The 12,611-nt window shown below is 69.4% G+C and carries 10 protein-coding genes; 9 read left to right on the top strand and 1 reads right to left on the bottom strand.

Annotated elements, in window-relative coordinates:
- Positions 1-13: 13 nt before the first annotated feature.
- From FFI97_RS34420 to FFI97_RS17580, 5 genes are all read left to right on the top strand, one after another.
- Positions 14-1,447 (top strand): YadA family autotransporter adhesin, encoded by a 1,434-nt coding sequence (locus FFI97_RS34420; RefSeq protein WP_409574644.1) that lies wholly within the window; start codon positions 14-16, stop codon positions 1,445-1,447.
- An 85-nt stretch (positions 1,448-1,532) separates the two neighbouring features.
- On the top strand, positions 1,533-2,684 hold the full coding sequence (locus tag FFI97_RS17595) for a DUF2827 domain-containing protein (RefSeq protein ID WP_139702453.1): 1,152 nt from the start codon (positions 1,533-1,535) through the stop codon (positions 2,682-2,684).
- Positions 2,681-3,847: a DUF2827 domain-containing protein gene (locus FFI97_RS17590; RefSeq protein ID WP_139702454.1), complete on the top strand. Its 1,167-nt coding sequence runs from the start codon at positions 2,681-2,683 to the stop codon at positions 3,845-3,847. The genes FFI97_RS17595 and FFI97_RS17590 overlap by 4 nt, the downstream gene beginning before the upstream one ends.
- Before the next feature lie 11 nt (positions 3,848-3,858).
- The gene (locus tag FFI97_RS17585; protein ID WP_139702455.1) at positions 3,859-4,449 is read left to right on the top strand and encodes a hypothetical protein; all 591 of its coding nucleotides are present in this window, start codon (positions 3,859-3,861) and stop codon (positions 4,447-4,449) included.
- Positions 4,450-4,571: 122 nt separating this feature from the next.
- Positions 4,572-6,830 carry an acyl-CoA dehydrogenase gene (locus tag FFI97_RS17580; protein ID WP_139702456.1) on the top strand — a complete coding sequence of 753 codons (2,259 nt, stop codon included), beginning with the start codon at positions 4,572-4,574 and terminating at the stop codon, positions 6,828-6,830.
- Here the strand turns inward: FFI97_RS17580 and FFI97_RS17575 are convergent.
- Positions 6,736-7,590, bottom strand: coding sequence for a helix-turn-helix domain-containing protein (locus tag FFI97_RS17575; RefSeq protein WP_139702457.1), 855 nt, complete (start codon positions 7,588-7,590; stop codon positions 6,736-6,738). The two genes, FFI97_RS17580 and FFI97_RS17575, sit on opposite strands and share 95 nt — an antisense overlap.
- A 132-nt stretch (positions 7,591-7,722) precedes the next feature.
- On the opposite strand from FFI97_RS17575, the gene FFI97_RS17570 reads away from it, so the two are divergent.
- The 4 genes from FFI97_RS17570 to efeU all read left to right on the top strand — a co-directional run bounded on the left by FFI97_RS17570 (position 7,723) and on the right by efeU (position 12,600).
- The gene (locus tag FFI97_RS17570) at positions 7,723-8,136 is read left to right on the top strand and encodes a hypothetical protein (protein ID WP_139702458.1); all 414 of its coding nucleotides are present in this window, start codon (positions 7,723-7,725) and stop codon (positions 8,134-8,136) included.
- A 166-nt stretch (positions 8,137-8,302) separates the two neighbouring features.
- Entirely contained in the window at positions 8,303-11,170 is a 2,868-nt protein-coding gene (locus FFI97_RS17565; RefSeq protein WP_139702459.1) for an aconitate hydratase, read from the top strand.
- A gap of 10 nt (positions 11,171-11,180) precedes the next feature.
- Positions 11,181-11,642 (top strand): metallophosphoesterase family protein, encoded by a 462-nt coding sequence (locus tag FFI97_RS17560; RefSeq protein ID WP_139702460.1) that lies wholly within the window; start codon positions 11,181-11,183, stop codon positions 11,640-11,642.
- Between the two features lie 121 nt (positions 11,643-11,763).
- Complete coding sequence (gene efeU / locus FFI97_RS17555) at positions 11,764-12,600, top strand: iron uptake transporter permease EfeU (protein ID WP_095950576.1); 837 nt, start codon at positions 11,764-11,766, stop codon at positions 12,598-12,600.
- Positions 12,601-12,611 lie beyond the last annotated feature (11 nt).

The following is a 12,611-nucleotide window of genomic DNA, read 5'->3' as shown; positions in this document are numbered from 1 at the left end:
GGTCACGAGCAGCGTGAACAGCCTGTCGAGCTCGGTGTCCACCGGCCTGAGCACCTCGGCCAGCCGCATCGACAGCCTGTCGACCGGGCTGAGCACGGTGGGCAGCAGCGTCGACAGTCTTTCGACCGGCCTGAGCACGACCAACAGCGCCGTCGGCAGCCTGTCGACCGGCCTGAGCACGACGAACAGCAACGTGAGCAGCCTGTCCACCGGTTTGAGCACGACCAACAGCACCGTCAACAGTCTGTCGACCGGCCTGAGCACCACCAACAGCAACCTGGACAGCCTGTCCACCAGCGTGGGCGGTGCGGCCAGCGGCCTCTCCAGCCTGTCGACCTCGACGTCGACCGGGCTGAGCACCGCCACGAGCAGCATCAGCAGCCTGAGCACGACGGTCAACACGATCAACGACAAGGGCACGAAGTACTTCCACGCCAACTCGACCAACACCGACTCCAAGGCCAGCGGTGCGGAAGCAGTGGCGATCGGGCCGCGTTCCGAAGCCAGCGGCGCCAACTCCTTCGCGGCCGGCAACGGCGCGCGGGCCACGGCCGACGGCGCGGTGGCGGTGGGCTTCGGGGCGCAGGCCACGGGCACCAACGCGATCGCCATCGGCACCGGGGCGCTGGCCACGGGCTCGCAGGCGATCGGCGCGAACTCCCGTGCCGGCGGCGGCGGCGTGGCCCTGGGTGACGGTGCGGATGCCGGCGGCACGCCGCTGAGCAAGGCGCAGAACATCGCGCAGGGCACGGCCATCGGCTTCGGCGCGGTGGTCCAGCAGACCGGCGGCGTGGCACTGGGTGCGAACTCGGTGGCCTCGCGGGCGGCGGGTGTGGCTGGCTACGTGCCGGGCAGCGCGAATGCGCAGCAGGAAGCGGCCATCAAGGCCACGACCAGCACGCAGGCGGCGGTGTCGGTGGGCGATGCGGCCAACAACCAGTTCCGCCAGATCACGGGCGTGGCAGCCGGCTCGGCCGACAGCGACGCGACCAACGTGGCGCAGCTGAAGGCGGTCTCGGCGGCTGCGAAGGCCAGCAGCGTGCAGTACGCCACCAACCCCGACGGGTCGGTGAACTACAACCAGATCACGCTGGGCACCGAGACTTCGGGTCCCACGCGCATCAGCAACGTGGCACCGGGCGTGCTGCCGGGCGATGCGGTCAACCTGGGCCAGCTGCAGCAGGTGCAAAAGCAGGTGGGCGACGTGGCGCGCATCGCCTACTCGGGCTCGGCGATGGCCTTCGCGATGTCGGGCACCTACCTGCCCACGCTGTACCCGGGCGAGAAGACGATCGGCATCGGCATGGGTTCGTACAAGGGCTACAGCGCGGTGGCGCTGACCTTCAAGGCCCTGTCGGACGACGGCAAGATCTCCTGGGGCGCGGGCCTGAGCTCCACCGGCAAGGAGTGGGGCGTCAACGCGGGCATCGGCTGGAAGTGGAAGTAAAAGGTCACTAGGCCGACTCCCCCGGTCCGGTGGCTCCCGCGCCCTGCGCGCGGGAGCCATTGTTTTTTTGGTACACACTTCGGCCATGCGCATCGGTATTTCAGTCCTCTCCCACGCGGGGCAGAACATCTGGGAAAACGGAATGGGACAGAACGTCCTGTTCCTGGCCCGGCTGCTGCAACGCATCGAATTCGTCGAGTCCGTCACGCTCATCGACGCGGGCGACCAGCAGGCGATGCCGCCGCAGGTCGACCTGTCGGCGATGGGGCTCACGCTGGGCCGCGCCCGCGAGCTGACCGACGCGCTCGACGTGGTCATCGAAATGGCCGGCGCGCTCGACGTGCAGTGGCTGTCGTACTTCCGCGCCTGCGGCGGGCGCGTGGCCTTCCACGGCGTGGGGCAGCCCTTCGTGGCGCTGGCCGAGCCGATCGTCTTTGCCGACAAGGGGCACTTCGGCGCCACCGACCGCTGCGACGAGATCTGGCTGCTGCCCAAGGACGCGGCCTTTGCGCCGATGATGCGCACGCTGCACCGCTGCCCGGTGCACGAGGTGCCGTACCTCTGGTCGCCGCAGTTCCTGGCGCAGCGCGTGGACGAGGTGCAGGCGCAGGGCTTTCGCTTCGGCTACCAGCCGCGCACGGCGCAGCAACCGGGTTTCCGGGTGGCGATCTTCGAGCCCAACATCTCGGTCGTGAAGTCGTGCAGCATCCCGATGCTGATCACCGACGAGGCCTACCGCGCCAACCCCGAGCACGTCGCGGCGATGCACGTGCTCAACACGCTGCACCTGAAAGACCATCCGACGATGCTCTACCTGGCCAACTCGCTGGACATCGTGCGCCAGCACAAGGCCACCTTCCACGGACGGCACGACTTCGCGGGCTTCATGGTGCAGCACGCCGACGCGGTGGTGTCGCACCAGTGGCAGAACGACCAGAACTACAGCTACCTCGACGCGCTGTACGGCAACTACCCGCTGGTGCACAACTCGCCCTGGCTGCGCGACGCCGGCTACTACTACCCCGACTTCGACATCGCCGTCGGTGCCGAACAGCTGGCCGTGGCCGTGCGCGGCCACGACGCGCAACTCGATGACTACCGTGCGCGCAGCCAGCGCGTGTTCGACGCGATCGATCCGATGCACCCCGCCAACATCGACGGCTACGCGCAGCGGCTGTTGAACCTGGTGGGCGGCGATCCGGCGTTCCGTGCCGGCAACGCGAAGGTGGTCGCATGAGCGACGTGCAGAACCCCACCGCAGGCCCGCGCGCGGCCGCTGCACCGACCCGGCTGAAAGTCGGCGTCTCCATCTTCATCCGCAAGGGCGAGCAGAGCCTGTGGGAGAACGGCGTCTACCAGAACTGCCTGTTCCTCGTGATGCTGCTGCTGCGCTCGCCGTGCGTCGAGCGCACGGTGCTGGTGGCCGGCGGCGGCGACGGCGGGCCGGCCGACGCCACCAATTTCCTGGCCGATTCGCCGGTGCCGATCATCGACATGGCCACCGCCGCGCAGGAGCTCGACCTCATGATCGAGATGAGCGCGCAACTGGGGCGCGACTGGTCGGTGGCGTTCCGCGAGCGCGGCGGAAAAATCGTCTCGATGCGCGTGGGCAACGACTACGTGATCGACATCGAGCGCATGACCTTCAACAAGCCGCACGGCATGCTGGTCAGCGGCGCGCCCTACGACGAGGTGTGGACGCTGCCCGAGTACGAAACCTCCTGCAAGCCGTACTTCGCGAGCACCTTCCGCGCGCCCACCAAGCTCATGCCGCACCTGTGGAGCCCGATGGTGGTCGAGAAGGCGATGGCGCGCGGCGCCGAGGGCAAGCGCTTCGCCTACGAGCCGGGGCGCAAGCAGTGGCGCGTGGCCATCTTCGAGCCCAACATCTGCATGGTGAAGACCAGCTTCATCCCGATGCTGGGCTGCGAGTCGGCGCACCGCGCGCAGCCGCGCCTCATCGAGAAGATGTGGGTCTACAACAGCTTCCACCTGAAGGACAAGCCGAACTTCGTCGCCTTCGCCCAGAGCCTCGATCTCGTTCGGCACGGCCTGGCGACTTTCGAAGGGCGCTTTCCGCTGTACCAGGTGCTGCCGGGCGCCATCGACGCGGTCTTTGCGCACCACTGGGAGAACGCGCAGAACTACCTCTACTACGAGGCGTTGTATGGCGGCTGGCCGCTCATCCACAACTCGCACCTGATCGGCGACTGCGGCTACCGCTACCACGGCTTCGACTGCGAGGAGGGCGGGCAGGCGCTGCGGCGCGCATTCGCCGAGCACGACGCCAACCTGCCGGCCTACCGCGAGCGCGCACGCGCCCTCATCGCGAAGCTCGACCCGGAAGGCGAGGAGAACGTGCGCCTCTACTCGGCGGCCATCGAGAGCCTCTACGCGTGAGGACGACACCGATGACCGCCCTGGCCCGATTCACCGCTGCTGCCTGGGCGCTCGCGATGGCCGGCAGCGCGCTCGCGCAGGGCGTGCTGGCCCCGCCCGCGGCGCCGCAGGACACGCTCACGCGCGCCGCCGCCAGCGTCGGCATCCAGCGCTGCCTGCCCGCCATCACGCGGCTGGCGACGCTCACCGTGCAGGGCAGCCGCGCGCACGACGTGCTGCTCGACTGGGACCGCAAGCGTCCCGACGCCGGGCCGGTGTTCTCGCTGGTCGGCATCCAGTACCCGAACGCGGGCGTGGCCGCGTCGATCACCGCCATTCCCGACGACAGCGGCGCCTGCACCGTGGCGGCCGAGCGCATCTCGGTGGCACCCTTCACCTGCGCCAGCGTGGCCGAGCAGGAACTGAAGAACTACAAGCGCACGCCGCTGCTGCCGATCTACACGGTCTACACCGACGACAAGGAGCCGACCTCGTCGGTCTCGCTGATCGATTCGCCGCCGGGCTGCCTCGTGATCCGCCGCTACGTCGAGTACGGCTGGCGCGATCCCAGTGCACCCGTGCCGGCCGCCGCGCCGGCCGGGCAGGCGCCCAAGCGCCGCTGAGCCTGCGGGGCGCGCGAGCCCGTCTCCGACACGCGCGAACGCCCTTGACCGGCCCGGTGCGGGCCGGTGCCGTCCAAGAATGGACGCATGCCGCGCGCTCCGGTGCGGCGCAAGGAGACCCCATGCCACTGGCGACCCTGATCGGCCGATGGGCGATGCAGCCTTTCTCCAAGGCCCTGCCGCCGCTGGGCGACACCGAGCGCGCCGCGCTCGAGGCCGGCACGGTCGGGTTCGAGGGCCAGCTCTTTGCCGGGCGCCCCGATTTCGATGCGCTGACGGCCGCCGGCCCCAACCAGCTCAGCGCGCGCGAAGAAGCCTTCCTGGCGAACGAGGTGCCCGCGCTGTGCCGCATGCTCGACGACCATGCCATCGACCAGGCGCACGACCTGCCGCCCGAGGTGTGGCGCTTCCTGCGCGAGAAGCGCTTCTTCGGAATGATCATTCCCGAGGCCTTCGGTGGCCTGGGCTTCGGGCACTACGCGCACGCGACGGTGGTGGCGCGCATCGCGAGCGTCAACGTCGCCACGGCCGTCACGGTGATGGTGCCCAACTCGCTCGGCCCGGCCGAGCTGCTGCTGCGCTACGGCACCGACGCGCAGAAAGACCACTACCTGCCGCGCCTGGCCGACGGCCGCGAGCTGCCGTGCTTCGGCCTGACCTCGCCCTACGCGGGCTCCGACGCCGCCGCCATTCCTGACCGCGGCGTGCTGGTCGAGCGCGAGTTCCAGGGCCGGCGCACGCGCGGCTTCCTGGTCGATTTCGACAAGCGCTACATCACGCTCGCGCCGGTCGCCACCGTGGTCGGCCTCGCGTTCCATGCCATCGACGAAAGCCGGCCCGAAGGCCAGCGCGAGCTGGGCATCACCTGCGCGCTGATTCCCGTGCCGCACGAGGGCATGGAGATCGGCCGACGCCACCGCCCGATGGACAGCGCCTTCATGAACGGCCCGATCCACGGCCGGCAGGTGTTCGTGCCGATGGACTGGGTCATCGGCGGCGAGGCGCAGGTGGGGCAGGGCTGGCGCATGCTGATGGAATGCCTGGCCGCGGGCCGCGCCATCTCGCTGCCCGCGCTGGGCTCGGCGATGCAGCAGACCGCGCTGTACGTGAGCAACGCCTACGGCCAGATCCGCGAGCAGTTCGGCCTGCCGGTGGGCAAGTTCCACGCAGTGGCGGGGCTGGTCGCGCAGATGTCGGCCGAGTTGTACGCGACCGATGCCGCGCGGCGCTTCACGGCGGCCGCGCTCGACAAGGGCGAGCGGCCCAGCGTGGCCAGCGCGATCCTCAAGGTGCAGCTCACCGAGGCCGGGCGCCGCGCGGTCAACCACGGCATGGACATCCTCGGCGGCAAGGGGATCATCTCGGGCCCGTCGAACCTGCTCGGCGTGGCCTACCGGCAGGCGCCGATCGCGATCACGGTGGAGGGCGCGAACATCCTCACGCGCGCGCTCATCGTGTTCGGCCAGGGCGCGGTGCGCTGCCACCCGCACGTGCTCGACGAGATGGCGGCGGTGCAGGCGAAAGACGAAACGGCACTGGGCCAGGCGCTCCTCGCGCACGGCAGGCACGTGGCGCGCAACCTGTGGCACAGCCTGTTCGGCGCGCCGGTGCTTGGCGATCCGCCCGAGGCGCTGGCGGCCGAAGCGCGGCTCATCGCGCGCATGAGCGCCAAGTACGCGCTCACCGCCGACCTCGCCATGGGGCTGCTCGGCGGCAAGCTCAAGCGCATGGAGCTGCTGTCGGCGCGGCTGGGCGATGTGCTGGCCCACCTGTACCTGGCGAGCGCCTGCGTGTGGCGCTACCGCGTCGATGCGGCGCCCGAGCTGCTGCCCTTCGCGCAGGCCGCGATCCGGCTGCAGCTGGACGAGGCCGGCAAGATCCTGCGCGACCTGTACGCCAACCTGCCGACGCCGGGGCGGCGCCTGCTCGGCGCGCTGGTGCTGCGCCGCACCGCGCACCTGGCGCCGCTGCGCGACGTGCAGCTGATGGCGCTGGCCGAACTGCTGCGCACGCGCCCGGACGTGGTCGCGCGGCTCGTGCCCGATCTGTCGGAGCCCGGCCCGGGCGGCCTGCACGACCTGATGCAGGCGATGGCGCTCGGCGCGCGGCTGGGCGACGAGACGGCCGCGCTTAACAAGGTGCTGCGCCGCACGCGTTCGCTCGACGAGGCCGCGCGCTCGGCCAGCGACCCCGCGCTGGCGCTGGCCTACCTGCAGGCGGCCGACAAGGTCATTCAGGTCGACGACTTCGAAGGGCCGGCGCGCAACGCAGACGGCAGCGCCGGCCTCAGCGCGCCTGCTGCGCCGCCAGTGCCGTCAGCGCCGCCGCTGTCTGCTCGTCCGCCGGAAAGAACGACTCCACCGCGAGTTCCTGCAGCGTGACGTCCACCGGCGTGCCGAAGATCGTGATGGTGCTGATGAAGCTCAGCACGCCGCTGGGCATGACCACCTGGAACGGCACGGCCACCGCCGACAGCGCGGTGTCGAGCAGCGGCGCGTCGTGGCTCACGGCGGGCGGCGGGTAGCCCTCCAGCTCGTCGTGCAGCGCCTGCAGCACGGTGTCGCCGGTGGCGGCGATCTGCTGCTGCAGCCGCTCCAGCAGGTGCGTGCGCCATTGCGCCAGGTTCGCGATGCGCGGCGCCACGCCGTCGGGGTGCAGGCTCAGGCGCAGCACGTTGATGGGTGGCTTCAGCAGCTCGGCCGAGCAGCCTTCCATGAGCAGCGGCACCAGCGCGTTGTGCGCCACCAGGTTCCAGTGCCGGTCCACGGCCAGCGCGGGGAAGGGCTCGTGGCCCTTCAGCACGAGGTCGATCGCGCGGCGCGCCGAGGCCATGGCCGGGTCGTCGAGCGAGCGCTGGCGGTACATGGGCGCGAAGCCGGCGGCCACCAGCAGCGCGTTGCGCTCGCGCAGCGGCACGTCCAGGCGCTCGGCCAGGCGCAGCACCATCTCGCGGCTGGGCGCGGCGCGGCCGGTTTCCACGTAGCTCAGGTGGCGGGTCGAGACCTCGGCCTCCTGCGCCAGGTCGAGCTGGCTCAGGCGGCGGTGGGTGCGCCAGTGCCGCAGGTGGGCGCCGAACGGATCGCGCGCGCCGGGCAGGCCGGCGGCGGCGGCCTTGGACGAATGGGTGCGGGGGGTGTTCATGGAGCCGCATTCTGGCGCGGCGGCGGCGCGGCGCCATGACCTCCCAGGTCATCGACGCGATCCACGCCCGGCGGAATCATCGACCCCAACGCAGCAGGACTGGCCTGCAGCGTACCCACCCAGGAGATCCACATGTCTGTTTTCGCTTCCCCCCGCTTCCTGTCGAACGTGATGTGGGCCGATGCCGCTTCGTGCGCCGCGACCGGCGCGCTGCAGGTGGCGTTCACCGACGTCCTTGCCTCCCTGACCGGCCTGCCCGCCTGGCTGCTCATGGGCACCGGCGTGTTCCTGCTGGCCTACGCAGCAGCCGCCGCCTTCATGGCCAGCCGCGCCACGCCGCCGCGCACACTGATCGGCCTCGTGGTCGTCGGCAACTTCGCCTGGGCCGTGGCCTGCGTAGCGCTGCTGGTGAGCGGTGTGTTCGCGGTCACCGCGCTCGGCACGGCCTGGGTGCTGGCGCAGGCGTTGTGCGTGGTCGTGCTGGCCGAGCTGCAATGGACCGGGCTGCGCCGCACGCGCGGCGGCACCCGCATGGCAATGGCCTGAACGCCTGACGACCGTCCGCTCCACGCCCGCCGCACCCCGTGCGGCGGGCGTTTTCGCCATGAGAACGATAGTTCCGGAAGAGCCCGACAAGGAAGACCGACTACAGCCACTGACATTGAACCTCGCTATCCTTGAGAGGCTTCCACGAACACACAGGAGTCTTCTCATGGCCAAAGCCCCGGCGCACGCGTTTGCGTCCACCCTCAAGACCTTCAAGACCGCGTCGGGCAAGTCCGGCAAGTACTGGTCGCTGAAGGAACTGGCCAAGCAGTACCCCTCGGTGGAGCGCCTGCCGGTGTCGATCCGCATCGTGCTCGAGTCGGTGCTGCGCAACTGCGACGGCCAGAAGGTGTCGGCCAAGCACGTCGAAGAGCTGGCCCACTGGGCGCCCAACGCCGAGCGCACCGACGAAATTCCCTTTGTCGTCACCCGCGTGGTGCTGCAGGACTTCACCGGCGTGCCGCTGCTGGCCGACCTGGCCGCCATGCGCAGCGTGGCCGCCAAGCTGAACAAGTCGCCCAAGACCATCGAGCCGCTGGTGCCCGTCGACCTGGTGGTCGACCACTCGGTGATGGTCGACTACTACGGCACGCCCAAGGCGCTCGACCTGAACATGAAGCTGGAGTTTCAGCGCAACAACGAGCGCTACCAGTTCATGAAGTGGGGCATGCAGGCCTTCGACACCTTCGGCGTCGTGCCGCCGGGCTTCGGCATCGTGCACCAGGTCAACCTCGAGTACTTTGCGCGCGGCGTCTACAAGAGCCCGGCCGACAAGAGCGACACGCCGGTGTACTACCCCGACTCGCTGGTGGGCACCGACAGCCACACCACCATGATCAACGGCATCGGCGTGGTCGGTTGGGGCGTGGGCGGCATCGAGGCCGAGGCCGCCATGCTGGGCCAGCCGGTCTACATGCTCACGCCCGACGTGGTGGGCTTCGAGCTCACCGGCAAGCTGCGCGAAGGCGTCACGGCCACCGACCTGGTGCTGTACGTCACCTCGATCCTGCGCGCCGAAAAGGTGGTGGGCAAGTTCGTCGAGTTCTTCGGCCCCGGTGCCGCGTCCATCGCCGTGCCCGACCGCGCCACCATCGGCAACATGGCGCCCGAGTACGGCGCCACCATGGGCTTCTTCCCGGTCGACGAGATGACCGTGGCGTACTTCGAAGGCACGGGCCGCACCAAGGAGGAAGTGGAGCGCTTCGCCGCCTACTACAAGGCGCAGGGCCTGTTCGGCATGCCCGCGCCGGGCGACATCGACTACACCAAGGTCGTCAAGCTCGACCTGGGCACCGTCTCGCCCAGCCTGGCCGGCCCGAAGCGCCCGCAGGACCGCATCAACCTGGGCGACCTGTCGACCAAGTTCGCCGAGCTGTACAGCAAGCCCAACGACGCCAACGGCTTCAACCAGCCGGCCGACAAGCTCAAGCAGCGCTACGCGCTGACGCGCGAAGGCCAGAGCGGCGACACCGAAGTGCCCCCGCCGCCGCCCGGCTCGCCGCGCCCGGTCATCGAGATGGTGGCCAACCGCTCGACCAAGGCCGCGGCCCACACCAGCGCCACGGCGCCGTCGGCGCCCAAGGGCGACGTCACCATCGGCAACGGCGACGTGCTGATCGCGGCCATCACCTCGTGCACCAACACCTCCAACCCGAGCGTGATGCTTGCGGCCGGCCTGCTGGCCAAGAAGGCGGTGGAAGCGGGCCTGAAGGTGCAGCCGCACATCAAGACCTCGCTGGCCCCGGGCTCGCGCATCGTCACCGAATACCTCGAGAAGGCGGGCCTGCTGCCGTACCTGGAGAAGCTGGGCTTCTACCTCGCGGGCTACGGCTGCACCACCTGCATCGGCAATGCCGGCGACCTCACGCCCGAGATCAACGAAGCCATCACGAAGAACGACCTCATCGGCGCGGCCGTGCTGTCGGGCAACCGCAATTTCGAGGCGCGCATCCACCCGAACCTGAAGGCCAACTTCCTGGCCTCGCCGCCGCTGGTGGTGGCGTTTGCCATCGCGGGCAACGTGATGACCGACCTCATGACCCAGCCCGTGGGCAAGGGCAAGGGCGGCAAGGACGTGTACCTGGGCGACATCTGGCCCACGCCGAAGGAGATCGACGACAACCTGCGCTTCGCGATGAACGCCAAGTCGTTCCGCGCGAACTACGAGAAGGTCAAGAGCGATCCGGGCAAGTTCTGGACGAGCATCAAGGGCACGACCGGCCAGGTCTACGACTGGCCGACCTCGACCTACATCGCCGAACCGCCGTTCTTCGAAGGCTTCCAGATGCAGCCGCACGCGTCGGACGCCGGCATCCAGGGCGCGCGCGTCATGGCGCTGTTCGGCGACTCGATCACCACCGACCACATCTCGCCGGCCGGCTCCATCAAGGAAAGCTCGCCCGCGGGCATCTGGCTCAAGGCGCACGGCGTGCCCAAGGCCGACTTCAACAGCTACGGCTCGCGCCGCGGCAACCACGACGTGATGGTGCGCGGCACCTTCGCCAACGTGCGCATCAAGAACCTGATGATTCCGCCGGACGCCAACGGCACGCAGGAAGAGGGCGGCGTCACGCTGTTCCAGCCGGGCGGCGAAAAGATGTTCATCTACGACGCCGCCATGAAGTACATGGCAGCGGGCACGCCCACCATCGTGTTCGGCGGCGAGGAGTACGGCACGGGCTCGTCGCGCGACTGGGCCGCCAAGGGCACGCAGCTGTTGGGCATCAAGGCCGTGGTGGCGCGCAGCTTCGAGCGCATCCACCGCGCCAACCTGGTCGGCATGGGCGTGCTGCCGCTGCAGTTCCGCGGCGCCGATTCGTGGCAGACGCTGGGCCTCACGGGTGAGGAAAAGATCGACGTCGTGATCGGCGGCGAACTCAAGCCGCAGATGGACGTGAAGCTGGTCGTGCATCGCGCCGACGGCACGCATCAGGAGGTGACGGTGCGCCTGCGCATCGACACGCCGATCGAGGTCGACTACTACAAGCACGGCGGCATCCTGCCGTTCGTGCTGCGGCAGCTGCTGGCGGCCTGACGGGCTGGGTTTGATCCGCGTCGGGCTCATCTCCGACACCCACGGCCTGCTGCGCCCGCAGGCCGTGGCGGCCTTGCAGGGCTGCGACTTCATCGTGCACGGCGGGGACATCGGCGACGCCGGCATCCTCGACGCGCTCGCCGCGATCGCGCCGCTGACGGTGGTGCGCGGCAACAACGACCGCGAGGCCTGGGCCGGGGCCATCCCAGAGACGGCATTCCTGAAGGTCGGCGACGTGCATGTCTACGCGATCCACGACCTTTCTCAGATCGACATCGACCCCGCCGGTGCCGGCGTGCGTGTCGTGATCTCCGGCCACTCGCACCAACCCAAGGTCGAAGAACGCGGCGGCGTGCTCTACGTCAACCCGGGCAGCGCCGGCCCGCGCCGATTCAAGCTGCCTATCGCCGTGGCCGAACTGATCGTCGACGGCGACACCGTCAGCGCGCGCATCGTCGAACTGCCTCTGTGAGCGGGGCGGGGTCGAATACCCCTAATTGAGAATAAATCTTATTTGATGGAGTATCCTCGGGCCGTTCCTTGAAAAATGCACCACATCGGGGCATTTTCAAAGAACGTTCTTCTGTTCCGAGATGCTCATTCCCTTTCTCATCATGCTGCGCGAAGGCATCGAAGCCGCGCTGATCGTCGGCATCGTTGCCAGTTACCTGAAACAAAGCGGTCGCGGCGTGCTGATGCCCGCGGTGTGGGTCGGCGTGCTGCTGGCCACCGCGCTGTCGCTGTTCGCCGGCGCCGGCCTGCAACTGCTGGCGGCCGAGTTTCCGCAGAAGCAGCAGGAGCTGTTCGAAGGCGTGGTCGGGCTCATCGCCGTGGTCATGCTGACCACGATGGTGTTCTGGATGCGCAAGGCCGCCCGCTCCATCAAGGGCGAGCTGCACGCGTCGATCGACAAGGCGCTGGCGCAGCATGCCGACGGGCAGGGCTGGGCGCTCATCGGCATGGTGTTCCTGGCGGTCGCGCGCGAGGGGCTGGAGTCGGTCTTCTTCCTGCTGGCGGTGTTCCAGCAGAGCACCGGTTGGGAAGCGCCCGTGGGCGCGCTCGCGGGCATCGCCGTGTCGGTGGTGGTCGGCTGGGGCATCTATTCGGGCGGCGTGCGGCTCGACCTGCGCCGCTTCTTCCGCTTCACGGGCCTGTTCATCCTGCTGGTCGCGGCCGGGCTGCTGGCGGGCGTGCTGCGCAAGCTGCACGAGGCCGGCGTGTGGAACCAGCTGCAGACCGTGGTGTTCGACATGAGCGAAACCCTGCCGATGGACAGCCCCGTGGGCGCCGTGCTGTCGGGCCTGCTGGGCTACCAGGCCGCGCCCGTGGTGGGCGAGGTGATCGTCTACCTGGCCTTCCTGGCCGTGGCCCTGTTCTTCTTCCTGCGCCCGGCGGTTGCTGCGGCGCCGCGCACGGCCGCTGCTGGCTGATCTTTTTCCCC

This window comes from Variovorax sp. KBS0712, from assembly GCF_006323185.2.
Taxonomy (GTDB): Bacteria; Pseudomonadota; Gammaproteobacteria; order Burkholderiales; family Burkholderiaceae_C; genus Variovorax; species Variovorax boronicumulans.
Note: the sequence above shows the minus strand (reverse complement) of the source record. Positions and strands in the feature narration are given on the sequence as shown.